Here is a 25,407-nt window from a genome sequence, read left to right on the forward strand (position 1 = left end):
ACAAGTTGCGTTGTTCGCAACCTGGTGCGCATTGCGATACCCGTACTAGCATGCCGCGCACATCGACGGCGCGAGCGGGACGAGGCGGTATGGCTCCCTTGCAAGACGTGCAGTACGACTTCGTCATCGTCGGCGGCGGATCGGCCGGCAGCGCACTGGCGAACCGGCTCTCGGCCGATCCCGGCAACCGGGTGCTGGTGCTGGAGGCGGGCCGCCCGGACTACCCGTGGGACGTGTTCATCCATATGCCCGCGGCGTTGACGTACCCCATCGGAAGCCGTTTCTACGACTGGAAGTACGAGTCCGAGCCGGAACCCCACATGGGCGGCCGGCGTGTCTACCACGCCCGCGGCAAGGTGCTGGGCGGCTCCAGCAGCATCAACGGGATGATCTTCCAGCGCGGCAACCCCATGGACTACGAGCGCTGGGCCGCCGATCCCGGCATGAAGACCTGGGACTACGCCCACTGCCTGCCGTACTTCCGCCGGATGGAGAACTGTCTGGCCGCCGACCCCGACGACGAGTTCCGTGGCCATGACGGACCGCTCGTGCTGGAACGCGGCCCGGCCGAAGGCCCGCTCTTCTCCGCCTTCCTCAAGGCCACCGAAGAGGCCGGCTACGCGCCCACCGACGACGTCAACGGCTACCGGCAGGAGGGCTTCGCCAAGTTCGACCGCAACGTGCACCGCGGCCGGCGCCTGTCCGCGTCCAAGGCGTACCTCAAACCCGCCAGGAAACGCCCCAACCTCACCGTGCAGACCCGCGCCCTCGTCACACGCGTCCTCTTCGAGGGGAAGAAGGCCGTCGGTGTCGAGTATCAGCGGGGCAGGGGCGCCCTCCGGCAGGTGCGGGCCGCCGAGGTCATCCTGTGCGGCGGCGCCATCAACTCCCCGCAACTGCTCCAGCTTTCCGGCGTCGGCAACGCCGGGGAACTGCGCGCCCTCGGCGTCGACGTCGTCCACGATCTGCCGGGCGTCGGCGAGAACCTCCAGGACCACCTGGAGGTGTACATCCAGTACGGCTGCAAGCAGCCCGTCTCCGTCCAGCCGTACCTGGCGAAGTGGCGGGCCCCCTTCATCGGCCTGCAGTGGCTGTTCCGCAAGGGGCCGGCCGCGACCAACCACTTCGAGGCCGGCGGCTTCTGCCGCAGCAACGAGGAGGTGGACTACCCCAACCTGATGTTCCACTTCCTGCCCGTCGCGGTCCGCTACGACGGCTCCGTGCCCGCCGGCGGCCATGGCTACCAGGTCCATGTCGGGCCCATGTACTCCGACGCCCTCGGCTCGGTGAAGATCAGGAGCAAGGACCCGCGCGAACACCCGGCACTGCGCTTCAACTACCTCTCCACCGAGCAGGACCGCCGCGAGTGGGTCGAGGCGGTCCGGGTGGCCCGCGAACTGCTCAACCAGCCCGCGCTCGCCCCCTACAACGACGGGGAGATCTCGCCCGGCCCGTCCGTGGCGACGGACGAGGAGATCCTCGCCTGGGTCGCCAAGGACGGCGAGACCGCCCTGCACCCGTCCTGCACCTGCAAGATGGGCACGGACGCGATGTCCGTCGTCGACCCGCTGACCCTGCGGGTGCACGGGGTGGACGGACTGCGCGTGGTGGACGCCTCGGTGATGCCGTACGTCACCAACGGCAACATCTACGCCCCGGTCATGATGATCGCCGAGAAGGCGGCCGACCTCATCCTCGGCAAGGAACCGCTGCCGCCGTCCGATGCCGTCTACTACCGGCACCGCGACGCCCGCGAACAGGCCGGGTAGCGCACTCTCCCCCGCACTCTCCCCAGACCTCTTGACGGCGGTCGGTCCGTTCGTCAGGGTGTTCCACCAAAAGCAAACCAATGCACAATGCGCAACGAATTCGGGCTCGAAGGGCGCGACCGTGGCAGATCTGTACGTGGATGGTGAATGGCGCGCGGCGGTGGCCGGCGGCCGGCGCGAGATCCGCTGTCCGGCGGACGGCGCCCTCGTCGCCACGGTGTCGGAGGCGACCCGCCCCGACACCGAGGCCGCGATCGCCGCGGCCCGGCGCGCCTTCGACGACGGCCCCTGGCCGCACACCCCCGAGCGGGAGCGCGGCGCGCTGCTGCTGCGCACCGCCGGCATCATCGAGCGCGACGCCAAGGAGTTCGCCCGCGCCGAGTCCCTCGACACCGGCAAGCGCCTGGTGGAGAGCGAGTACGACATCGCCGACGTCGTCTCCTGCTTCCGCTACTACGGCGGCATCGCCGGCACCAGCGCCGGACGGGTGGTCGACACCGGCCGCGACGACGCGCTCAGCCGGGTCACCTACGAACCCGTCGGCGTCTGCGGCCTGATCACCCCCTGGAACTACCCGCTCCTGCAAGCCTCCTGGAAGGTCGCCCCGGCCCTCCTCGCGGGCAACACCGTCGTCCTCAAACCCAGTGAACTCACCCCCTCCACCTCGATCCTGCTGATGAAGGCCCTGGAGGAGGCGGGCCTCCCGGCCGGCGCCGCCAACCTCGTCCTCGGCGCCGGCCCCGAGGCGGGCGCACCGCTCGCCGAGCACCCGGCCGTCGACCTGGTGTCCTTCACCGGCGGGCTGCACACCGGCCGGCGCCTGATGGCCACCGCGGCCGCCACGGTGAAGAAGGTCGCCCTCGAACTCGGCGGCAAGAACCCCAACGTGGTCTTCGCCGACGCCGACTTCGCCACCGCCGTCGACTTCGCGCTCACCGCCGTCTTCCTGCACTCCGGGCAGGTCTGCTCGGCCGGCGCCCGGCTGATCGTCGAGGACACGATCCACGACGCCTTCGTCGACGAGGTCGTGCGCCGGGCCCAAGTCATCCGCCTGGGCGGCCCCTTCGACCCCGAGGCCGAGACCGGGGCGCTGATCTCCGCACAGCACCGCGAGAAGGTCGAGGCGTATGTCGCAGCGGGTCTCGCCGAGGGCGCCGTACTGCGCTGCGGCGGCGTACGCCCCGACGCCCCCGAGTTGGCGAACGGCTTCTACTACCCGCCGACCGTCCTCGACGAGTGCCGGCAGGACATGCGGGTGGTGCACGAGGAGTCCTTCGGACCTGTACTCACCGTGGAGCGCTTCCAGGACGAGGACGACGCCGTCCGCATCGCCAACGACACGGAGTACGGCCTCGCCGGAGCCGTCTGGACGCAGGACGCGGGCAAGGCGCAGCGGGTCGCCCGCCGACTGCGCCACGGCACCGTGTGGATCAACGACTACCACCCCTATGTGCCGCAAGCGGAATGGGGTGGCTTCGGGCACTCGGGCGTGGGCCGCGAGCTGGGACCGACCGGCCTGGACGAGTACCGAGAGCCCAAGCACGTCTGGCAGAACATCCAACCCCGGCCGCAGCACTGGTTCCGCGGCTGACGGCGAAAAGAGGCCGACCATGACCCCAGCCCAGACCGAGGTGTCGCAGCGGCGCGACACGTCCCAGGACCCCGGGGACCGTACCCCGGTCATCTCCGTGCGCCGGCTGTGGAAGGTGTTCGGGCCGAAGGCCGACCAGGTGCCGGGCTCCGAGGAGTTGTGCGGGCTGACCCGCCGCGAGCTGATGGACCGCACCGGCTGCACCGCCGCCGTACGGGACCTGAACTTCGAGGTGTCGCCCGGCGAGGTCTTCGTCGTCATGGGCCTGTCCGGGTCCGGCAAGTCCACCCTGGTGCGATGTCTGACCCGGCTGATCGAACCCACCGCCGGCGAGGTCGTCTTCGAGGGCGAGGACATCCGGGGCGCCGACGCCCGACGGCTGCGGGAGCTGCGGCGCAGCAAGTTCTCCATGGTCTTCCAGCACTTCGGTCTGCTGCCGCACCGCAAGGTCGTCGAGAACGTGGCGTTCGGCCTGGAGATCCGGGGCATGAGCCGGGCCGAACGGACGAAGAAGGCCATGGAGGTCGTCGAACTGGTGGGCCTCGCCGGATACGAGAACTCCTACCCCGACCAGCTCTCCGGCGGCATGCAGCAGCGCGTCGGCCTCGCGCGCGCCCTCGCCGGCGACCCCGACGTCCTCTTCTTCGACGAACCGTTCTCCGCGCTCGACCCGCTGATCCGCCGTGACATGCAGAGCGAGGTCATCCGCCTGCACCACGAGGTCGGCAAGACCATGGTGTTCATCACCCACGACCTCTCCGAGGCACTGAAGCTCGGCGACCGCATCCTGATCATGCGGGACGGCAGGATGGTCCAGTGCGGCACCGGCGACGAACTCGTCGGCGCCCCGGCGGACGACTACGTACGGGACTTCGTCAAGGACGTGCCGCGCGGCGACGTCCTCACCCTGCGCTGGATCATGCGGCCCGCTACCCCCGAAGACGCCGTGGACGGACCCGAGTTGGGTCCGGAGGTGGTGGTCCGCGAGGCCACCCGGGCGGTGCTCGCGGCCGATCGGCCGGTCAAGGTCGTCGAGCACGGCAAGCTGCTCGGCATCGTCGGCGACGAGGAGATCCTCGCGGTCGTCGCGGGAGCGGTCGGCGCCGGAGCAAGTGGTGCCGGAGCGGCCGGTGTCGCAGGGGCCCGTGCCGGAGCCGCCGTCGCCGGACAGGAAGGCGGCGCCTGATGGCCGCCGTCGCCGACGCGACTGTCCCCGTCGCCGCCCTGCGCCACAAGGTCAGCCGCCCCATGGTGGTGGCGGCCATCCTGGTCGTCTGGCTGGTGCTCTTCACCGTGCTGCGCGGCCGGCAGACGCTCACCCTGGCCGCCGCCGACCTCACCGGACTGCACCGCTGGCTGAACGACGTCAACGACAGCATCGGCGCCAACCGCAACTCCAACCCGGTCTTCCTCTACTTCTTCAACGAGATCCGGCTGGTCATCGACAACCTGGTGACCTTCGTCCAGTCACTGATCTCCCAGCCCACCGGCTCCCGCCCGGTACCGCAGATCGGCTGGCTCGGCGTCGTCGGACTCGCCGGGTACGTGTCCTGGGCCGTGGGCAACTGGCGGGTCGCGCTGCTGGCCGCGGCCGGCTTCACCTTCTTCGGGCTCCAGGGCCTGTGGCAGGAGAGCATGGACACCCTGGCGCTGACCCTGTCGGCGGTCCTGGTGGCCCTGCTCATCGGCATCCCGCTGGGCGTCTGGGCCGGACTCTCCGACCGGTTCAACCGGATCATGACGCCCTTCCTGGACTTCATGCAGACGATGCCGACCTTCGTCTACCTCGCCCCGCTGACCCTGATCTTCCTCATCGGCGGGGCCTCCGCGGTGATCACCACGGTGATCTACGCGGCGCCGCCCGCCATCCGTATCACCGCGCACGCGATCCGCTCGGTCCCCGAGACCACCGTCGAGGCGGCCGACTCGCTCGGCGCGACACGGACGCAGCAACTGCTGAAGGTGCTGCTGCCGATGTCCCGGCGCACGGTGGTGATGGGCGTCAACCAGACCATCATGGCCGCCCTGGCCATGGTCACCATCGCCGCCCTGATCGACGCGCCCGGCCTCGGCAAGACCGTGGTCCAGGCCCTGCAGTCCCTCGACGTCGGCACCGCCTTCAACGCCGGACTCGCCATCGTCGTCATGGCCATCGTGCTCGACCGGGTCACCACCGCGGCGGCCGCCCGCACCGAAGTCCGCCGCGCCGGCGGCCCGTTCCTCAAGTGGCGCCGCCCGCTCCTTGCGGCCGGCGGGATCGCGGCCGCCGTCCTGGTCTATCTCTCCCACACCTACGTCTGGGCGGCCGAGTTCCCCGGCGACGGCACCGTCGGCACCCACATCGCGAGTGCCGCCGACACCGCGACCACCTGGCTCCAGGACCATCTCTCCGGCCTGACCAACGCGCTGCGGGACGCCCTCACCAACGGCCTGCTCAACCCGTTCCAGACGCTGCTCACCGACTCCCCGTGGTGGCTCGTCGGCGCCACCCTGGTCGCGCTCGGCGCCGTCCTCGGCGGCTGGCGGGCCGGGGCGACGGCGGCCGCCTGCGTCGGGCTGCTGGTCGGCACGGGCCTGTGGTCGGACAGCATGACCACGCTCGCCTCGACCGCCGTGGCCACCGTCCTGGTGATGCTGCTCGGTGCCGTCGTCGGCGTGTGGATGGGCCGCAGCGCGTCGGCGGACCGGCTGATCAGGCCTGCCCTGGACGCCGCCCAGGTCATGCCGCCGTTCGTCTATCTCGTGCCGTTCCTGGCGCTCTTCGGCGCCACCCGCTTCACGGCGATCGTCGCGGCCGTCGTCTACGCGGCACCCGTCGCGATCAAGATCATCGCGGACGGGGTGCGGAACGTGCCCGAGTCCACCGTGGAGGCGGCCACCTCGGCCGGGTGCAACACCTGGCAGATCATCACCAAGGTCCAGCTGCCGATGGCACGCGGCGCCCTGACCCTCGCGACCAACCAGGGCCTGATCTACGTGCTGTCGATGGTTGTGGTGGGCGGCCTGGTAGGCGCGGGCGCCCTCGGCTACGACGTCGTGGCCGGTTTCTCGCAGGGCGAGCTGTACGGCAAGGGGCTGGCGGCGGGGCTCGCCATCGTCCTGCTCGGAGTCATGTTCGACCGGATCACTCAGGCTGCGGCGCGACGCACCCGGGCATAAGGAGCACCGACACCATGGCACAACACTGGCGTATAGGCGCGGCCGGCCTGGCCGTCCTCGGCCTCACCCTCACGGCCTGCGGCGGGGCGAAGGTCGGCGAGAGCAGTTCCGCCGGCTCGAAGTCCGCGGACGGCAAGTGCGGCACCTTCAACCTGGCCGTCAACCCGTGGGTGGGCTACGAGGCGGACGCGGCGGTCGTCGCGTACGTCGCGGAACACGACCTCGGCTGCACGGTGAAGAAGAAGGACCTCAAGGAGGAGATCGCCTGGCAGGGCTTCGGCACCGGCGAGGTCGACGCCGTCCTGGAGAACTGGGGCCACGACGATCTGAAGAAGAAGTACATCACCGGGCAGAAGACGGCCGTCGAGGCCGGCTCGACCGGCAACAAGGGCGTCATCGGCTGGTACGTCCCGCCGTGGCTCGCCAAGGCGCACCCGGACATCACGAACTGGCAGAACCTCAATAAGTACGCCGCCCAGTTCAAGACGTCCGAGTCGGGCGGCAAGGGCCAGCTGCTCGACGGCGACCCGTCGTACGTCACCAATGACGCCGCCCTGGTGACGAACCTGAAGCTGGACTTCAAGGTGGTGTACGCGGGCAGCGAGACCGCGCTCATCCAGGCCTTCAGAACGGCCGAGAAGAACAAGCAGTGGCTCATCGGCTACTTCTACGAACCGCAGTGGTTCCTCTCCGAGATACCGCTGGTGAAGGTGGACCTGCCCAAGTACACGACGGGCTGTGACGCCGACGCGGCGAAGGTCGCCTGCGACTACCCCGTCTACGACCTGGACAAGATCGTCAGCGCGAGCTTCGCCAAGTCGGGCAGCCCCGCCTACGACCTGGTGAAGAAGTTCAACTGGACCAACGACGACCAGAACACCGTGGCCAAGTACATCGCCGTGGACAAGATGTCGGACGACGCGGCGGCCAAGAAGTGGGTCGACGCCAACCGTGACAAGGTCGACGCCTGGCTGAAGTAGCGGGGGAGGGGCGTCAAAAGGCCGGTCCAGTACGCCCGGCGGGCGGTGCGCAGTTGTGCGCACCGCCCGCCGGGCGTTGCCTTTGCCCCGCTGCCTTTCGGCCGTTTCCCGACGTCACCGGGCCTCTTGACACCCCTCCTCGACGACGGGCACATTGAGTTGCGCAGCCTGAATCACGTTGCGCACCAAGCAACTGCACCGGTCTCAAGTTCGGAGGTTGGGCGATGGCGGGACCCCGAGTGGTCATCATCGGAGCGGGCGTGGTGGGAGCCGCGCTCGCGGACGAGATCTCCGCACGCGGCTGGACCGAGGTGACCGTGGTCGACCAGGGCCCCCTCCCGGCCACCGGAGGCTCCTCCTCGCACGCCCCCGGCCTGGTCTTCCAGACCAACCCGTCGAAGACCATGACGGAACTGGCCCGCTACACCGTCGAGAAGTTCTGCTCCCTCGACGTCGACGGCAGGCCCTGCTTCCTCCAGGTCGGCGGCCTTGAGGTGGCCACCACCCCCGAGCGCCTCGCCGAACTCCACCGCCGCCACGGCTGGATCACCGCCTGGGGCGTCGAGGCACACCTGCTGAGCGCCGACGAGTGCGTGCGGCGCCACCCGCTGGTGAACCCGGACCGGGTCCTCGGCGGCCTCTTCGTCCCCACCGACGGCATCGCCAAGGCCGTGCTCGCCGTCGAGGCCCAGATCCGTCGGGCCACCGACCGCGGCGTCCGCTTCCTCGCCCGCCACGAGGTCCTCGACGTCCACCGGAGCGAGGGCCGCGTCACCGGCGTCCTGACCGCCCAGGGCGAACTGCCCGCCGACATCGTCGTCTGCTGCGCCGGCATCTGGGGCCCGAAGATCGCCCGCATGGTCGGCATGAACCTGCCGCTCACCCCGCTCGCCCACCAACTCGCCTGGACCGGCCCGGTTCCCGCCCTCGCCGGCCAGACCGAGGAGGCCGTCCGCCCGATCCTGCGCCACCAGGACGCCGACCTCTACTACCGCGACCGCTTCGACGGCCTCGGCATCGGCTCCTACGGCCACCGCCCGATGCCCGTCTCCGCGGACGACATCCTCTCCGTCGACGAGGCCGAACCGATGCCCTCCGTCCTGAAGTTCACCGAGGAGGACTTCGAGGACGCCTGGACCGAGACCCGGTCGCTGCTCCCCGCGACCCGCGAGGCCAAGGTCGAGGAGGGCATCAACGGCCTGTTCTCCTTCACCACCGACGGCTACCCGCTGCTCGGCGAGTCCCCGGACGTAAAGGGCTTCTGGGTCGCCGAGGCCGTCTGGGTCACGCACTCCGCGGGCGTCGGCCGGGCCGTCGCCGAATGGCTGGTGGACGGCCACTGCTCGTCCTTCGACCTGCACGAGTGCGACATCAACCGCTTCGAGCCGCACCAGCTGGCCCCCGAGTACGTCCTGGCCCGCGACTGCCAGAACTTCGTCGAGGTCTACGACATCCTCCACCCCCTCCAGCCGTCCGGGAAGCCGCGCCCGATCCGCACCAGCCCCTTCCACGCCCGCCAGCAGGAACACGGCGCTTTCTTCCTGGAGGCGAACGGCTGGGAGCGCCCGCAGTGGTACGAGGCCAACGCGGGCCTGGTCGAAGGCCGTTCGATCCCCACCCCCAACGACTGGGCCGCCCGCTACTGGTCGCCGATCGTCGGCGCCGAGGCCCAGGCCACCCGCGAGACCGTCGCGATGTACGACATGACCGCCCTCAAGCGCCTGGAGGTCACCGGCCCCGGCGCCGCCGACTTCCTGGAGGGCCTGGTCACCGGCAGGGTCGCCAAGTCCGTCGGCTCGGTGACGTACACGCTGCTTCTGGACCACGACGGCGGCATCCGCAGCGACATCACCGTCGCCCGCCTCGCCCGCGACCACTTCCAGGTCGGCGCCAACGGCAATCTGGACCTCGACTGGTTCACCCGCCACCTCCCCGCCGACGGACGGGTCCAGGTCCGCGACATCACCCCCGGCACCTGCTGCGTCGGCCTGTGGGGCCCGCTCGCCCGCGAGGTCCTCCAACCCCTCACCGACGCGGACTTCTCCAACGACGGCCTCAAGTACTTCCGCGCCCGGCGCGCCTACATCGGTTCGGTGCCGGTCACCGCGATGCGGCTGTCGTACGTCGGCGAACTCGGCTGGGAGCTGTACACGACCGCCGACCACGGCGCGAAACTCTGGGACACCCTGTGGCGGGCGGCCGAACCGCTCGGCGGCGTCATCGCCGGCCGGGGCGCCTTCAACAGCCTGCGCCTGGAGAAGGGTTACCGCTCGTTCGGCACCGACATGACCTACGAGCACGACCCTTACGAGGCCGGCGTCGGCTTCGCCGTCAAGCTCGACAAGGGCGACTTCGTCGGCAAGGCCGCGCTGGAGCGGCGCAGGACGGAGGTACGGCGCCGGCTGAGCTGCCTCACCGTCGATGACCCGCGGGCCGTCGTCATGGGCAAGGAGCCGGTGTACGACGGTGACCGCGCGGTCGGTTACGTGACCAGCGCGGCCTACGGCTACACGATCGGCAAGGGGATCGCCTACGCGTGGCTGCCTGTGGAGCTGGCGGTGCCCGGGACCGGCGTTCAGATCGGGTACTTCGACCAGCGCGTGGCGGCGGTGGTGGCCGAGGAGCCGTTGTTCGATCCGGGGATGAGTCGTCTCCGTGGGTGAGGGATCGGAGAGGAGTGCCGCGATGTGTCGTCGGTCGGCTGCGGGTGCTTCGTGGCTGGTCGCGCAGTTCCTCCCCCAGCCTTCGGCTGGGGGTACCCCCAGCGCCCCTTCGGGGCGCTGAGGCCGTCGAAAGGATCGCGAACCCCGCATGAACGCGCTGAACACGCCCCTGGCCGAGCTGGACCCCGAGGTCCACGCCGCGCTCCGCGCCGAGCTGCATCGCCAGCAGTCCACCCTGGAGATGATCGCCTCCGAGAACTTCGCGCCCACCGCCGTGATGGAGGCGCAGGGCTCGGTCGCCACCAACAAATACGCCGAGGGCTACCCCGGCCGCCGCTACTACGGCGGCTGCGAACACGTCGACGTCACCGAGCGGCTGGCGATCGAACGCGTCAAGTCGCTCTTCGGCGCGGGCTACGCCAACGTTCAGCCGCACTCCGGCGCCCAGGCCAACACCGCCGTCTTCTTCGCCCTGCTCAAGCCCGGCGACACCGTCCTCGGCCTCGACCTCGCGCACGGCGGCCACCTCACCCACGGCATGCGCCTCAACTACAGCGGCAAGATGCTCGACGTGGTGCCGTACCACGTCTCCGAGGCGGACAACCTCGTGGACCTGGACGAGGTGGCGCGGCTCGCCAAGGAACACCGCCCGAAGATGATCATCGCGGGTTGGTCGGCGTACCCGAGGCAGCTGGACTTCGCGGCCTTCCGGCGCATCGCCGACGAGGTCGGTGCCCTCCTCATGGTCGACATGGCGCACTTCGCCGGCCTGGTGGCGGCCGGACTGCACCCCAGCCCCGTCCCGCACGCCCACGTCGTCACCACGACCACGCACAAGACCCTCGGCGGACCGCGCGGCGGCGTCATCCTCACCAACGACGCCGACCTCGCCAAGAAGATCAACTCGGCGGTGTTCCCCGGCATGCAGGGCGGCCCGCTGGAGCATGTCATCGCCGCGAAGGCCGTCTCCTTCAAGGTCGCGGCAACCCCCGGGTTCGCCGAACGCCAGGCCCGCACGCTGGCCGGCGCCCGCATCCTCGCCGAACGTCTGACCCGCCCCGACGCCGCCGCGGCCGGAGTGCGGGTGCTGACCGGCGGCACCGACGTCCACCTCGTCCTCGTCGACCTCCGGAACTCATCCCTGGACGGCAGGCAGGCCGAGGACCTCCTCCACACCATCGGCATCACCGTCAACCGCAACGCCGTCCCCTTCGACCCACGCCCGCCCATGGTCACCTCCGGCCTGCGCATCGGCACCCCCGCACTGGCCACCCGGGGCTTCACCGAGGCGGACTTCGCCGAGGTGGCCGACGTGATCGCCCTCGCCCTCCAGCCCGACCCGGACGTGTCCGCCCTGCGCGCCCGCACCGCGTCCCTCGCCGCCTCGCACCCGCTCTACCCGCACCTCGCGCACGACGGAGACGTCCGATGAGCCCCCGCACCCCCGGCGCCGACCTCCCCGACCACCCGGACTTCCTCTGGCGCACCCCCGAGCCGAAGCGCTCGTACGACGTGATCGTGGTCGGCGGCGGCGGACACGGCCTCGCCACCGCCCACTACCTGGCCAAGAACCACGGCATCACCGACGTGGCGGTCCTGGAGAAGGGCTGGCTGGCGGGCGGCAACATGGCCCGCAACACCACGATCATCCGTTCCAACTACCTCTGGGACGAGAGCGCGGGCATCTACGAACACGCGCTGAAACTCTGGGAGGGCCTGGAGGAGGAGCTCGACTACCCGATCCTCTTCTCCCAGCGTGGCGTGCTGAACCTCGCCCACAGCCTCCAGGACGTCCGCGACAGCGTCCGCCGGGTCGAGGCCAACCGCCTCAACGGCGTGGACGCCGAGTGGCTCGACGCGGACGGGGTCAAGGAGGTCTGCCCGATCGTCAACACCTCACCCGATGTGCGGTACCCGGTCCTCGGCGGCACCTACCAGCCGCGCGCCGGCATCGCCAAACACGACTACGTGGCCTGGGGCCTCGCCCGCTCCGCGGACGCGGCCGGCATCGACATCATCCAGAACTGCGAGGTCACCGGTGTGGACGTGGTGGCCGGCCGGGTGGTCGGCGTCCGGACCACCCTCGGTCCGATCGCCGCAGGCAAGGTGGCCCTGTGCGCGGCCGGCCACACCTCCGTCCTCGCCGCCATGGCAGGCATCGAACTCCCCCTCCAGAGCCACCCCCTGCAGGCCCTCGTCTCCGAACTCCTGGAGCCGGTGCACCCCACCGTCGTCATGTCCAACGCGGTCCATGTGTACGTCAGCCAGGCGCACAAGGGGGAGTTGGTGATGGGCGCGGGCATCGACGCGTACAACTCCTACACCCAGCGCGGCGCGTTCCACATCATCGAGGAACAGATGGCGGCGGCCCTCGAACTCTTCCCGGTCTTCGCCCGCGCCCACGTCCTGCGCACCTGGGGCGGCATCGTCGACGTCAGCCCCGACGCCTCACCCGTCGTCGGCCTCACCCCGGTGGCCGGCCTCTACCTCAACTGCGGCTGGGGAACAGGCGGTTTCAAGGCCACCCCGGGTGTCGGCTGGGTCTACGCCCACACCATCGCCCACGACGCCCCCCACCCCCTCAACGCCCCCTTCTCGCTCGACCGTTTCACCACCGGCGCGCTCGTCGACGAGCACGGCGCGGCCGCGGTGGCCCACTAGGGAGCCCCACCATGCTGCTCATCCCCTGCCCGTGGTGCGGGCCCCGCGATGAGTCCGAGTTCCACTACGGCGGCCAGGCCCACGTCCCCTACCCGGAGACCCCCGCGTCCCTCACCGACGAGGAGTGGGCCCGCTACCTCTTCTTCCGCGCCAACCCCAAGGGCCCGTTCGCGGAGTGCTGGAGCCACGCGGCGGGCTGCCGTAGGTGGTTCAACGCGGTCCGGGACACGTCGACGAACGAGATCCTGACGGTGTACCGGGCGGGAGAGCCGCGCCCGACGGCTCCCCTCGCGGCCCGTCCGGCGTTTGAGGACGAGGCCGTTCAGGCCGACGGGGGGTCTGGGGGCGCAGCCCCCAGCGGGGCCGAAGGGGCAGCGCCCCTGGAGGACGGGAAGGGCAGGGGCGGCGGGGGCACTCCGTCCATCAGCGGCTCCGCCGCGGGCCCCCTCCCCGGCACCACCGCGGCCCACCCCCACCGCACCCCCACCGGCGGCCGAATCGACCGCACCACTCCCCTCACCTTCACCTTCGACGGCACCGAATACCAGGGCTACCAAGGCGACACCCTCGCCTCCGCCCTCCTCGCCAACGGCGTCATCCAGGCCGCCACCAGCATCAGACTCGGCCGCCCCCGGGGCATCTTCACCGCCGGCCCAGAAGAACCCAACGCGGTCGTCCAGATCGAGGCCCCCTTCCCCGAACCCATGCTCCCCGCCACCACCGTCGAGCTCCACGACGGCCTGGTGGCCACCGGCCTCCCGGGCCAGGGACGCCTCGGCACCGCCCCCGACCCCGCCCGCTACGACGCCGTACACGCCCACTGCGACCTGCTGGTCGTCGGCGCGGGCCCGGCCGGCCTCGCCGCGGCAGCGGCCGCGGCCACCAGCGGCGCCCGCGTCATCCTCGCCGACGACCAGCCGGAACCAGGCGGCAGCCTGCTCGGCACCGGCGAGCTCCCCGACTGGGTGGCCGCGACACACGCCCGCCTCGAAGCGGCCCCCGAGGTCCGCGTCCTGCGCCGTACCACCGTCTTCGGCCACTACGACGACAACCACCTCCTCGCCGTCGAACGCCGCACCGCCCACCTCGGCGCCGATGCCCCCGCGCACGTCTCCCGCGAACGCGTCTGGCGGATCCGCGCCCGGCACGTGGTCCTCGCCACCGGCGCCCACGAGCGGTCCCTCGCGTTCGGCGACAACGACCGCCCCGGCGTGATGCTGGCCGCCTCGGCCCGCACGTACCTGCACCGGTACGCCGTCCTGCCCGGCCGCCGCGCGGTCGTGTTCACCACCAACGACAGCGCGTACGCCGCCGCACTCGACCTGGCGGCGGCCGGCGCGGACATCGCGGCGATCGCCGACACCCGGCCGGAGCCGGGGGAGTGGGCCGAACGCGCCCGCCGCGCCGGGATCGAGGTACTGGCCGGACACGCGGTCACCGGCACGGCGGGCGGTGCCCGGCTCACCGCCGTGACCGTCGCCCCGTACGAAGGCGTGACAGCCGCTCCGTACGAAGGCGTGACCGTCGCCCCGTACCAAGGCAGCGGCGGACAGCGGGAGTTCGCCGCAGACCTGCTCCTCGTCTCCGGCGGCTGGAACCCGGTCGCGCACCTGTTCAGCCAGGCGGGCGGCAGGCTCCGCCACGACGAGACGCTCGGCACGTTCGTCCCCGACGGCTGCCGTCAGGCGGTGGCGGTCGCGGGCGCCGCGAACGGGGCGTTCGACCTCGCCACGGCCCTCGCCCAGGGCGCGGCGGCCGGCGCCCGCGCGGTCGAGGCCGAGGGCTGGACCGCCGAGCCCCCCGCCCTTCCCGCCGTCGCCTCCCAGCCGTACACCCCGCCCATGCAGGTCTTCACGATCCCCACCGCCACCGACGCCCCCCGCTTCGTCGACCTCCAACGCGACGTCACCGTGGCCGACCTGACCCGGGCGACCGGCGCGGGCCTGCGCTCGGTGGAGCACACCAAGCGCTACACCACGGCCGGCACCGCCAACGACCAGGGCAAGACCGGCGGGGTGCTGGCGAGCGGGGTCGTCGCCGAACTCCTCGGCGTGGACGTCTCGGCGCTCGGCCTGCCCACCTTCCGGCCGCCGTACACCCCCGTCTCCTTCGCCGCCCTCGCCGGCCGCGACCGCGGCGCGCTGCACGACCCCGTCCGCACGACCGCCCTGCACGGCCGGCACGTCGAGCACGGCGCGCTGTTCGAGAACGTCGGCCAGTGGAAGCGGCCCTGGTACTACCCGCGGGACGGTGAGGACAGGGAGACGGCCGTGCTGCGCGAGTGCCGCGCCGCCCGCGAGGGCGTGGCCCTCATGGACGCCTCCACGCTCGGCAAGATCGATGTGCAGGGCCCGGACGCCGCGCTCTTCCTGGACCGGCTCTACACGAACATGATCAGCACCCTGAAGGTCGGCATGATCCGCTACGGCGTGATGTGCCGCCTGGACGGAATGGTCTTCGACGACGGCACGGTCATCCGGCTCGCCCCGGACCGGTTCCTGGTCACCACGACGACCGGCAACGCGGCGGCCGTCCTGGACTGGATGGAGGAGTGGCTGCAGACCGAGTGGCCCGACCTGCGGGTGCACTGCACCTCGGTCACCGAGCACTGGGCCACCGTCGCCCTGGTCGGCCCGAAGTCCCGGGCGGTCCTCGGCTCACTCGCCCCCCGACTGGCCGTGTCCAACGACGACTTCCCGTTCATGGCGTGGCGGGAGACCACCGTCGCCGGCCTCGACGCCCGGGTGTGCCGGATCAGCTTCTCCGGCGAACTCGCCTACGAGATCAACGTGTCGCCGTGGCAGGCGGTCGCGCTCTGGGAGGCGCTGTACGAGGCGGGGGCGCCGTACGGCATCACCCCGTACGGCACCGAGACCATGCATGTGCTGCGCGCCGAGAAGGGCTACCCGATCGTCGGCCAGGACACCGACGGCACGGTCACCCCGCAGGACCTCGGCATGGGCTGGGCGGTGTCCAGGAAGAAGCCCGACTTCATCGGCAAGCGCTCCCACGCCCGCGCCGACACCGCCCGCCCCGACCGCAAACACCTCGTAGCCCTGCTCACGGACGATCCCGGCGCCCTCCTCCCGGAAGGCACCCACCTGGTCGCCGAGAGTGAACTGCCCGCCCCGCCCGTCCCGATGCTCGGCCATGTCACCTCCAGCTACCGCAGCGCGGCGCTCGGCCGGACCTTCGCGCTGGCCCTGGTCAAGGGCGGCCGGGGCCGCATCGGCGAGCGCCTCTACGCACCCGTCGGTGCCCGGCTGCTGCCGGTGACCGTCGCCGGTCCCGTCCTCTACGACCCCGAGGGAGCCCGCCGCGATGGCTGACACCGCCCCCACCCCAGCGCGGCGCAGCCCCCTGGCCGACGCCGCGCACCGCCTGTCCGCCGTCACGCGCTCCTCCCGGGGCGCGGTCCGGCTCGCCGAACTCCCTTTCCTGGCCCAGGTGAACGTCCGCCTGGACGCCAAGGGACCGGCGGCGGACGCGGTCGGACTGGCCCTGGGACTTCCCCTGCCGCTGGAACCCGACACCGTGGCGCACACGGGGGAGGTGACCGCGATGTGGCTCGGCCCGGACGAGTGGCTGGTGGTGGGCCGGCCCGGCACCGAGCGGGAGCTGGAGGGCCGGATCCGCTCGGCTGTCGGGGCCGAACCGGCCGCCGTCACCGATGTCTCCGCCCAGCGCACCACCCTGCTGGTCGGCGGCCCCCGCGCCCGCGACCTGCTCGCCCACGGCTGCGCCCTGGACCTGCACCCCCGTGCCTTCGGCCCCGGCCGCTGCGCCCAGACCACGCTGGCGCGCACCCAGGTGGTCCTGGTCGCCCGGGACGAGACCAGGGCCGGTTTCTGGGTACTGGTGCGTTCGTCCTTCGCCGGCTACCTGGTGGACTGGCTGCTGGACGCGGCCGTGGAGTACACCTGAGCGGCCCGGGAGCCGGGCGGTCTCAGCGGGGCCGCTCCGCGAGCCGCTCCAGATGGGCCGTGCGTGATGCGGCGGTCTGGCCCTGGACCAGCAGGAACAGGGCCTCCCGGGCCAGGCGCTGGGCGCGGCCGGTGACGGACATCGCCCGGCCGCCGCCCGTCACCACGGCCGCCGTCGTCGCCGTACGCATCAGCGTGAACGCCTCGGCCCGCAGCGCCAGCCGCTCCTGCGCGTGCTCCCGCGGCACCGGATGGTCCGCGAGCGCGTAGGCCCGGTGGCGGACCTCGTCGGCCCGGGCCCGCAGCGGAGCCGCGTACTCCTCGTCGACCAGGGCCAGGGCCGCCGCCGTGATCCCGAAGACGGCCGGGTTGGCGTTGAGGGTCTTCGGCCGGTCCGTCGCCGCCCAGTCCTCGTACGGCGTCCGGAGCGCCACCGCGTCGTCCGGCACCCGCAGGCCGTCCAGCTCCAGGGACACCGTCCGGGACGCGGTGAGCGCCGCCAGCCGCATCGGCTCCGACGGGCGCAGTCCCGGTTGCTCCCGCGCCTCGACGAAGGCGAACAGGGCCTCGTCGTCCTCGGTCACCCCGGCCAGCAGCAGCACGTCGTTCAGGCCCCAGCCGGTGTACCAGGGGACGGTGCCGTCAAAGCACCAGCCGTCCCCCTCCCGCCGGACCCGCACCGGGACACGCGGGTACGACCGCAGATGCGCGTACGCCACCCCGGACAGCAGCTCACCGCGTGCCAGCGGTCCCAACAGACGCTCACGGACCGGGAGTTCGGCCTTGGCCAGGGTCAGTACCGGCGTGTGGTGCTGGGTCTGCACGAACCAGGTCGAGCAGCACGCCCCGGCCAGGATCTCCGCCGTCTCGCGTACCACGGCCGCGGGCGCCGCCGAGCCGCCGTACGCCACCGGCGCGTTCAGGCCGAGCAGGCCCGAGCGTCTGATCGCCTCGATGTGACTCACCGGGACCCCCTCCTGGTCGACGCGCTCCGCGGCGGGGGAGAGGAGACCGTCGGCGAGTTCCCGGGCGCGGACGACGAGCGGATGTGCGGAGATGGTCATGGAGAAGATTCTTTCGGCTGTCCGGGGCGGGGTGTCGATCCGGGGGCCCGCCGTTCGTGTAGAAGGCGAGCACACCCCACGACGACCGAGGAGAACGTCATGAAGCACTACCTGCTCAGCGTGGTCCAGCCGGCCGACGGCACCCCGCCGCCGCCCGCCGAGATGGCCACGATCATGCGCGATGTCGAGGTGTTCAACGACGAGCTGCGCGCGGCCGGCGCCTGGGTCTTCTCCGGTGGACTGCACGGCCCGGAGACGGCCACGATGCTGCGCCCGAAGGACGGCGACGTGCTGGTCACCGACGGGCCCTACGCAGAGGGCAAGGAGTACCTCGGCGGGATCAGCCTGATCCGGGCGGCGGACCTGGACGCGGCCCTGGAGTGGGGACGCAAGGCCGCCCTGGCCACCCGGCTGCCGATCGAGGTGCGGCCCTTCATGGACCAGATCTGATGGCGGATGCCGCCGACGTCGAGGCCGCCTTCCGTGCCGAGTACGGGCGCGCGGTCTCGGTTCTCGTCCGCTTCCTCGGCGACATCGACCTCGCCGAGGAAGCGGTCCAGGACGCCTTCGCCACGGCGCTGGACCGATGGCCGGAGAGCGGGGTACCGCCGAGCCCGGCCGGGTGGATCATCACCACCGCCCGCAACCGGGCGCTCGACCGGCTGCGCCGCGAGTCCTCCCGGGACGCCCGGCACGCCGAGGCCGCCCGGCTGTACGCGTCCGACCCACCGGCCGAGGAGGGCCCCGTGCGCGACGAACGGCTCCGGCTGATCTTCACCTGCTGCCACCCCGCCCTCGCCCCGCAGGCCAGGGTCGCGCTCACCCTGCGCCTGCTCGGCGGACTCAGCACCGCCCAGATCGCCCGCGCCTTCCTGGTGCCCGAGCCCACCCTCGCCCAGCGCCTGGTGCGCGCCAAGGCCAAGATCCGCGACGCGGGCATCCCCTACCGGGTACCGAAGGACGCCGACCTGCCCGACCGGCTCAGCGGTGTGCTGGCCGTCGTCTACCTGATCTTCAACGAGGGGTACGGCGGTGATCCCGCGCTGGGTACGGAGGCCGTACGCCTGGGGCGGCTGCTGTACGGGCTGATGCCGGACGAGCCCGAGGCCGCCGGGCTGCTCGCGCTGATGCTGCTGGTCGAGGCCCGGCGGGCCGCCCGGCGCCCGGCGGGCGGCGAGCTGGTGGCGCTGCCCGACCAGGACCGCGCGCTGTGGGACCGGGAGCTGATCGGGGAGGGGCAGGAACTCGTGCGGCGGTGCCTGCGCCGCAACCGGCCGGGGCCGTACCAGATCCAGGCCGCGATCAACGCCGTGCACAGCGACGCACCGACCGCCGAGGCCACCGACTGGGGGCAGATCCTGCGGCTGTACGACCAGCTCATGGCCGTCGACCGCTCTCCGGTCGTGGCGCTGAACCGGGCGGTCGCGGTGGCCGAGGTCGAGGGGCCGGACCAGGCTCTCGCCCTGGTCGACGCGCTCGACCTCGACCGCTATCACGTCCTGCACGCCGTCCGGGCCGACCTGCTGCGCCGCCTCGGCCGTGACGACGAGGCGGTACGGGAGTACGACACCGCCATCGAACTCGCCGACGGGCTGCCCGAACAGGCGTACCTTCGGCGGCGGCGGGCCGAGCTCGTGGCCTGAGGAGCGGGTCCACGGCAGGGTGATCCGGGCACGGCGGAGAGTGCTTCCGTGGCGGCGGAATTTACTTCGGCCCCTGAAAGGTTGCAGTATGCATCCGTCTGTTCGACACCCGGCCGGGCCGTCAGGCCCGTACGCACCACCAGCGAGGCATCCGTGAACCAGTCCACCCCCGAGCAGCCCGCCGACGTCGTCGCCCGGCTGCGCGCCACCTTCCGCACCGGCCGCACCAAGCCCGTCGAGTGGCGTACCGGCCAGCTGCGCCGGCTGCGCGCCATGCTGACGGAGCGCGGCGACGAGCTGGCCGCCGCCCTCCACGCGGACCTGGGCAAGAGCGCCGGCGAGGCCTACCGCACGGAGATCGACTTCACCGTCCGGGAGATCGACCACAGCCTCGACCACCTGGCGGAGTGGCTGCGCCCCGAGTCCGCCCCGGTCCCGGCGCACCTGGGCGCCGACGCGACCGCCTGGACGCAGTACGACCCGCTCGGCGTCGTCCTCGTCATCGCCCCGTGGAACTATCCCGCCCAGCTGCTGCTCGCCCCGCTGGCCGGCGCCCTCGCCGCGGGCAACGCGGTCGTCGCCAAGCCCAGCGAGCTGGCTCCGGCGACCTCGGCCGCACTGGCGCGGCTGCTGCCGGCCTATCTCGACACCGAGGCCGTCGCCGTCGTCGAGGGCGGTGTCCCGGAGACCACGGCCCTGCTCGCCGAACGCTTCGACCACATCTTCTACACCGGCAACGGCACGGTCGGCCGGATCGTCATGCGCGCCGCCGCCGAGCACCTCACCCCGGTCGCCCTCGAACTCGGCGGCAAGTCCCCGGCGTTCGTCGACCGGGACGTCGATCTCGCGGTGGTCGCAGACCGGCTGGCGCGCGGCAAGTTCCTCAACGCGGGGCAGACCTGTGTCGCTCCCGACTACGTCCTGACCGACCCGGAGACGGCCGCCGCTCTGGAGGTCGAGCTGGTCAAGGCCGTCCAGACCTTGTACGGCACGGAGCCCAAGGAGTCCGGCGAGTACGGCCGGATCGTCAACGAGCGGCACTTCGACCGGCTCAGCGGGCTGCTCGCCTCCGGCCGGGTGGCCGTGGGCGGCGACACCGACCGCGACGCCAAGTACATCGCGCCCACCGTGCTCGCCGACGTCGACCCCGGGTCACCGGTGATGCGGGAGGAGATCTTCGGCCCGATCCTGCCCATCGTCACCGTCCCGGACCTGGACGGCGCGATCGGCTTCATCAACGACCGCGACAAGCCCCTCGCGCTCTACGTCTTCAGCGAGTCCGGCGACACCCGGGACCGGATCGCCGCCGAGACCTCCTCCGGCGGGCTCGGCCTCGGCCTTCCGGTCGCCCATCTCACCGTCTCCGACCTGCCGTTCGGCGGGGTGGGGGAGAGCGGCATGGGCAGTTACCACGGCCGCTACTCCATCGAGACGTTCAGCCACCGCAAGGCGGTCCTGGCGAAGCCGCTCGGCTGATCCGCCAACTCCTTTTGGGCCCGGCCGCGTTGGGACGCCGCCGGGCCCGACCGCTGCCCTGCCGGGCGACACGGCGAGCCCGACATGCCAGTTTCCGGGCGCAATTGAGGAAACCACCTGTGGAAGATCGACTGTCGAATGACTGGTCTACACCCTTGACTGGTACAGACCAAAGCAGTTGAGTGTGCCTCACACCCCCCACCGCGGCCGCTCCCCCTCTGTGGGGCGCGGCCGTGCTCCGCAAAGGAGTTGATCCGTGTCGAGGCGCCGTATCGCCGCACTCCTGACCTCGCTCGCCATTGGCGGCTCCGCCCTGGTGCTCCAGGCGGCCCCCACAGCCTCCGCCGCCGGCTTCGTCGTCAGCGAGACGCAGTTCAACCAGATGTTCCCGAACCGGAATTCCTTCTACAGCTACAGCGGCCTCACCGCCGCGCTCAGCGCCTACCCGGCCTTCGCCAACACCGGCAGCGACACCGTCAAGAAGCAGGAGGCCGCCGCCTTCCTCGCCAACGTCAGCCACGAGACCGGCGGACTGGTCTACATCGTCGAGCAGAACACCGCCAACTACCCGACGTACTGCGACCGGAGCCAGTGGTACGGCTGTCCCGCCGGACAGTCCGCCTACTACGGGCGCGGCCCCATCCAGCTCAGCTGGAACTTCAACTACAAGGCCGCCGGCGACGCGCTCGGCATCGACCTCCTCAACAACCCCTGGCAGGTCGAGAACAACTCCTCCGTCGCCTGGAAGACCGGCCTGTGGTACTGGAACACCCAGACCGGACCCGGCACCATGACCGGCCACAACGCCATGGTCAACCAGGCCGGCTTCGGCCAGACCATCCGCAGCATCAACGGCTCGCTGGAGTGCGACGGCAAGAACCCGGCGCAGGTGCAGAGCCGGGTCAGCGCCTACCAGAAGTTCACACAGATTCTCGGTGTCGCGGCGGGCAACAACCTCTACTGCTGACCCGTCCCGCGGGTGCCGTGTGCCAGACTCCGTCGATGACCTCCGAAACGATCACCGCGGACACCTCCGGCACCTGGGAACTCGGCGACCTGCCCGTCCACCGTCTCGGCTTCGGCGCGATGCGGCTGACGGGCAACGTCGCCATCCACCGCGGCACACCGAGCGACCGCACCCGCTCGGTCGCCGTACTGCGCAAGGCCGTGGAACTCGGTGTGAACCACATCGACACGGCCGCCTTCTACTTCTCCGCCCTGCGCTCCGCCAACGAACTCATCAACACCGCGCTCGCCCCCTACCCCGACGACCTGGTCATCGTCACCAAGGTCGGCCCCTTCCGGGACTACTCCGGAGAGTGGGCCACCTCCGCCCGCCCCGACCAGCTGCGCGGGCACGTCGAGGAGAACCTGCGCCAGCTCGGCCGCGACCACCTCGACGTCGTCAACCTCCGCCGGATGGGCCAGGACTCGATCGCCGAGCACTTCGGCGCCCTCGCCGAACTCCGCGAGGCCGGCCTGGTCCGGCACCTCGGCGTCTCCGAGATCGAACCGCGGCACCTGGACGAGGCGCTGGCCATCGCCCCCGTGGTGTGCGTGCAGAACCGCTACGGACTCGGCAAGCCGGACCCGGCCGGCGACGCACTGGTCCGTATCTGCGGCGAACGCGGCATCGCCTTCGTGCCGTACTTCGCCGTCGGGGGCGAGGCCGCGATGCGCGGCGTCGCCGAGACCCACGACGACGAACTCCTCGCCGTCGCCCGCGCCCACGACGCCAGCCCGGCCCAGGTCCGCCTCGCCTGGACCCTGCACCAGGGTCCGCACGTCCTCGCCATCCCCGGCACCGGCAACCCGGACCACCTGGCCGAGAACGTGGCGGCGGGCGCCATCCGGTTCAGCGACGAGGAACTGACGCGGCTGAACGCCCTGCACACCAGGGCCGGCTGACGGTCCGGCTCAGACCGCCCATACCCCGTCCCGCATCAGATGCCGGCCGCGCAGCTCGTGCTCCCCGTGCCACGCCTGGACCGCGCGGGGCAGGATCCGGAACCAGGCGTACGACGGGCTGTCCTCGCGCGGGTCCCAGCCCGTCTTCGCCCGCAGCGCCCCGGCCGCCGGCCCCGGTACGTCGGCCGAGGAGAAGACGGTCACCTCCCCGTCCAGCAGGACGACATCCCGGGTGTCGCCGAGCGCGAGCCCGGCCCGGCCGCCGTCCCGCAGATTGCGGCCGGTCGGGCTGGTGATCCGGGTGGACAGCCACACCGCCTCCCCGTGCCAGACGAACCAGAGCGGGACGAGACACGGCAGCCCGGTGCCGTCCGCCGTGGCCACCCAGATGTCCGTCTCCCGCTCCAGCCGGGACAGGACGTCGCGCTTGCGCTGCCCGGGGGAGCGGGCGGGGTCGGTGATCTTCATGGGCGCGAAACTACCGGCCGGGTGCGCCGCGCACCTCGGGCCCGCGTCCTAGGTCTCCGGTACCGCTCACAGCGGGAGGTTTCCTCCGCCTCCGGCGGGGCTCCTCTCATAATGGGTGCACGGGCGGTGGCCGCCGCCCGTCTGACTACACTGCCGTAGACGGTCCCTGGGACTGTGGACGAAGTAGGGGTGAGGAACCTTCCATGGCCGACGCGAAGGACGAACGCCGGCCCGCCGGTGAGCTGGAGGCGAGCGTCATGGCGGCCCTCTGGGCGGCCGGTGTGCCCCGGACCCCCGGGCAGGTGCAGCGCAGCCTCGGCGCGGACCTGGCCCGCACCACCGTGACGACGATCCTGACCCGGCTGCACGACAAGGGCGTGGTCGACCGGCACCGTCAGGGCCGCGGCTTCGCCTACTTCCCCGTCCAGGACGCGCAGGGCCTGACCGCGAAACGGATGCACAGCGAACTCGACCGCGACAGCGACCGCGAGACCGTACTCGCCCGCTTCGTCGCCCAGCTCAGCCCCGACGACGAGCGCGTCCTGCGGAGTCTGCTGGACGCCGGCGAACAGCCCGGGGCGTCATGACCGCGCTGCTGATCCTGCCACTGCTGGTGCCGTTCGTGCTGCCGGCGTTCTCCCGGCGGGCCCTGGACCGGCTGGCGCCCACCGCCGCGCTCTGGGTGATCACCGCCTCGGCCGTCGCCCTCGCGGGCTGCACCCTGGCCGCGCTCGGCGCGTTCGTCCTCACCGGGCTGTTCGAGCTGCCGTTCTTCGCGGCGCTCGGTGAGCTGGTCCGGCCGCTGCACACGGTCTCGCACCGCTACGTCCTGCCGCTCGCGTCCCTCTCGGCCGGCGCTCTCGCCGTCTGCGCCTGGACCGGCACGCGGTCGGTGCTCCGGCAGACGCGCGCCTTCCGCGCGGCCCGCACGGAGGCCGGGCGGGGGCCCGCCGCGGGTGACCTGTGCGTGGTCGACTCGCCGAGTCCGGACGCGTACGCGCTGCCCGGCCGGCCGCACCGGATCGTCGTCACCACGGGGATGCTGCGCAGCCTCGACGGGGCCGAACGAGAGGCGCTGTTCGCGCACGAACGGGCGCACAACAGCGGCGGCCACCACTTCTTCCTCGCCGCCGCGGAGCTCGCGGCGCACTGCCATCCGGGGTTGCGGCGGGTCCGGGACGTCGTACGGCTGGCCGTCGAGCGGGTCGCCGACGAGGCCGCGGCCGGCGCGGTGGGGGACCGGCGGCTGACGGCCCGCGCGATCGCCCGGGCCGCGCTGGCGGGGCAGGGCACGGGCGCCGAGCGGCCGGCGTTCGTGTCGGGGGCGACGTCGGGGCCGGTGCCGCGGCGGGTGGAGGCGCTGCTGGCGGCGCCGCGGGGGCGGCGACGGGCCGGTTCCGGGTTCGCGGTGCTGCTCGCGGCGTGCGCCGCGCTGTCGTGTGTCGCCTCCGCGACCGGGGTGATCGACTTTCACCATCAGGTGGAGGTCGCGCAGGGGGAGGCGGAGCGGTAGGGCGGGCGCCGTGTGACGCGTGCGGGTGCGCAGTGGCCGGTCGCGCAGTTCCCCGCGCCCCTGTGGGGGCGCTCCAGCTGTCGCCTCCCGAAAATGCCGCCCTTGGGAGAAGGTAACTGGCGTTCATTACGTTTTACGTATAACCTCTCCCGCTAACCGCTCCACCGAAAGGTCCCCATGCGACGCGTCGCCCTGGTCACCCTTGTCGTCGGCGACTACGACGAGGCGATCCGCTTCTACACCGAGGCCCTCGGGTTCCGGCTGGTCGAGGACGCGCCGCGGCCGGACGGCTCCCGCTGGGTCGTCGTGGAGCCCGGGACCGCGGGGCACGGCACCGGACTGGTGCTCGCCCGCGCCAAGGACGACCGACAGCGCGATCGCGTCGGCGACCAGACCGGTGGGCGCGTCGGGTTCTTCCTGCACACCGACGACTTCGCCCGCGACCACGCCCGGATGACCGCCGCGGGCGTGACCTTCCTCGAGGAGCCGCGACACGAGCCGTACGGCAGTGTCGCCGTCTTCCAGGACCTGTACGGCAACCGCTGGGACCTGCTCCAGCCCACCGACTGACCCACCGCCCCGAATCACC

The 25,407-nt window shown here is 71.9% G+C and carries 20 protein-coding genes; 18 read left to right on the forward strand and 2 right to left on the reverse strand.

The window, feature by feature from the left end:
- The first annotated feature begins 89 nt into the window (after window positions 1-89).
- The 10 genes from betA to ACZ5K7_RS26300 all read left to right on the forward strand — a co-directional run bounded on the left by betA (window position 90) and on the right by ACZ5K7_RS26300 (window position 16,747).
- Window positions 90-1,769 (forward strand): choline dehydrogenase, encoded by a 1,680-nt coding sequence (betA, locus tag ACZ5K7_RS26255; protein ID WP_468916763.1) that lies wholly within the window; start codon window positions 90-92, stop codon window positions 1,767-1,769.
- Window positions 1,770-1,890: 121 nt separating this feature from the next.
- The gene (locus ACZ5K7_RS26260; protein WP_468916766.1) at window positions 1,891-3,360 is read left to right on the forward strand and encodes an aldehyde dehydrogenase family protein; all 1,470 of its coding nucleotides are present in this window, start codon (window positions 1,891-1,893) and stop codon (window positions 3,358-3,360) included.
- A gap of 19 nt (window positions 3,361-3,379) precedes the next feature.
- On the forward strand, window positions 3,380-4,546 hold the full coding sequence (locus tag ACZ5K7_RS26265) for a quaternary amine ABC transporter ATP-binding protein (protein WP_468916768.1): 1,167 nt from the start codon (window positions 3,380-3,382) through the stop codon (window positions 4,544-4,546).
- Complete coding sequence (locus ACZ5K7_RS26270) at window positions 4,546-6,519, forward strand: ABC transporter permease (RefSeq protein ID WP_468916771.1); 1,974 nt, start codon at window positions 4,546-4,548, stop codon at window positions 6,517-6,519. The genes ACZ5K7_RS26265 and ACZ5K7_RS26270 overlap by 1 nt, the downstream gene beginning before the upstream one ends.
- A 14-nt stretch (window positions 6,520-6,533) precedes the next feature.
- Window positions 6,534-7,499, forward strand: coding sequence for an ABC transporter substrate-binding protein (locus ACZ5K7_RS26275; protein WP_351707603.1), 966 nt, complete (start codon window positions 6,534-6,536; stop codon window positions 7,497-7,499).
- Between the two features lie 224 nt (window positions 7,500-7,723).
- Window positions 7,724-10,162: a GcvT family protein gene (locus tag ACZ5K7_RS26280; RefSeq protein ID WP_468916774.1), complete on the forward strand. Its 2,439-nt coding sequence runs from the start codon at window positions 7,724-7,726 to the stop codon at window positions 10,160-10,162.
- Between the two features lie 148 nt (window positions 10,163-10,310).
- Window positions 10,311-11,594: a serine hydroxymethyltransferase gene (gene glyA, locus ACZ5K7_RS26285; RefSeq protein WP_351707609.1), complete on the forward strand. Its 1,284-nt coding sequence runs from the start codon at window positions 10,311-10,313 to the stop codon at window positions 11,592-11,594.
- A complete protein-coding gene (locus tag ACZ5K7_RS26290; RefSeq protein WP_468916777.1) occupies window positions 11,591-12,823 on the forward strand; it encodes a sarcosine oxidase subunit beta family protein in 1,233 nt (410 codons plus the stop codon). Before glyA ends, ACZ5K7_RS26290 begins: the two co-directional genes overlap by 4 nt.
- A gap of 11 nt (window positions 12,824-12,834) precedes the next feature.
- Window positions 12,835-16,152: a sarcosine oxidase subunit delta family protein gene (locus ACZ5K7_RS26295; RefSeq protein ID WP_468916779.1), complete on the forward strand. Its 3,318-nt coding sequence runs from the start codon at window positions 12,835-12,837 to the stop codon at window positions 16,150-16,152.
- Window positions 16,145-16,747 (forward strand): sarcosine oxidase subunit gamma, encoded by a 603-nt coding sequence (locus ACZ5K7_RS26300; protein ID WP_468916782.1) that lies wholly within the window; start codon window positions 16,145-16,147, stop codon window positions 16,745-16,747. The genes ACZ5K7_RS26295 and ACZ5K7_RS26300 overlap by 8 nt, the downstream gene beginning before the upstream one ends.
- A gap of 22 nt (window positions 16,748-16,769) precedes the next feature.
- Here the strand turns inward: ACZ5K7_RS26300 and ACZ5K7_RS26305 are convergent, their stop codons facing one another.
- Window positions 16,770-17,810, reverse strand: a complete 1,041-nt coding sequence (locus ACZ5K7_RS26305; RefSeq protein WP_468916785.1) for an acyl-CoA dehydrogenase family protein — start codon at window positions 17,808-17,810, stop codon at window positions 16,770-16,772.
- Window positions 17,811-17,909: 99 nt separating this feature from the next.
- Between ACZ5K7_RS26305 and ACZ5K7_RS26310 the strand changes: the two genes are divergently transcribed.
- The 5 genes from ACZ5K7_RS26310 (at window position 17,910) to ACZ5K7_RS26330 (ending at window position 22,837) form a co-directional block, all read left to right on the forward strand.
- Entirely contained in the window at window positions 17,910-18,260 is a 351-nt protein-coding gene (locus ACZ5K7_RS26310) for a YciI family protein (RefSeq protein WP_351707623.1), read from the forward strand.
- On the forward strand, window positions 18,260-19,453 hold the full coding sequence (locus ACZ5K7_RS26315) for an RNA polymerase sigma factor (protein WP_468916788.1): 1,194 nt from the start codon (window positions 18,260-18,262) through the stop codon (window positions 19,451-19,453). Before ACZ5K7_RS26310 ends, ACZ5K7_RS26315 begins: the two co-directional genes overlap by 1 nt.
- A gap of 48 nt (window positions 19,454-19,501) precedes the next feature.
- Window positions 19,502-20,929: an aldehyde dehydrogenase family protein gene (locus ACZ5K7_RS26320; RefSeq protein ID WP_468916791.1), complete on the forward strand. Its 1,428-nt coding sequence runs from the start codon at window positions 19,502-19,504 to the stop codon at window positions 20,927-20,929.
- A gap of 256 nt (window positions 20,930-21,185) precedes the next feature.
- Window positions 21,186-21,896, forward strand: coding sequence for a chitinase (locus ACZ5K7_RS26325; RefSeq protein ID WP_351707632.1), 711 nt, complete (start codon window positions 21,186-21,188; stop codon window positions 21,894-21,896).
- A 35-nt stretch (window positions 21,897-21,931) separates the two neighbouring features.
- Entirely contained in the window at window positions 21,932-22,837 is a 906-nt protein-coding gene (locus ACZ5K7_RS26330; RefSeq protein WP_468916794.1) for an oxidoreductase, read from the forward strand.
- Window positions 22,838-22,846: 9 nt separating this feature from the next.
- Here the strand turns inward: ACZ5K7_RS26330 and ACZ5K7_RS26335 are convergent, their stop codons facing one another.
- Window positions 22,847-23,305, reverse strand: a complete 459-nt coding sequence (locus tag ACZ5K7_RS26335; RefSeq protein WP_468916797.1) for a pyridoxamine 5'-phosphate oxidase family protein — start codon at window positions 23,303-23,305, stop codon at window positions 22,847-22,849.
- Window positions 23,306-23,508: 203 nt separating this feature from the next.
- Between ACZ5K7_RS26335 and ACZ5K7_RS26340 the strand changes: the two genes are divergently transcribed.
- The 3 genes from ACZ5K7_RS26340 (at window position 23,509) to ACZ5K7_RS26350 (ending at window position 25,388) form a co-directional block, all read left to right on the forward strand.
- Window positions 23,509-23,892 carry a BlaI/MecI/CopY family transcriptional regulator gene (locus ACZ5K7_RS26340; protein ID WP_351707640.1) on the forward strand — a complete coding sequence of 128 codons (384 nt, stop codon included), beginning with the start codon at window positions 23,509-23,511 and terminating at the stop codon, window positions 23,890-23,892.
- Window positions 23,889-24,818 carry a M56 family metallopeptidase gene (locus tag ACZ5K7_RS26345; RefSeq protein ID WP_468916799.1) on the forward strand — a complete coding sequence of 310 codons (930 nt, stop codon included), beginning with the start codon at window positions 23,889-23,891 and terminating at the stop codon, window positions 24,816-24,818. The genes ACZ5K7_RS26340 and ACZ5K7_RS26345 overlap by 4 nt, the downstream gene beginning before the upstream one ends.
- A gap of 177 nt (window positions 24,819-24,995) precedes the next feature.
- On the forward strand, window positions 24,996-25,388 hold the full coding sequence (locus ACZ5K7_RS26350; RefSeq protein WP_468916802.1) for a VOC family protein: 393 nt from the start codon (window positions 24,996-24,998) through the stop codon (window positions 25,386-25,388).
- The last annotated feature ends 19 nt before the right edge of the window (window positions 25,389-25,407 follow it).

The sequence above is a fragment of the Streptomyces sp. NPDC031497 genome (genome assembly GCF_055580905.1).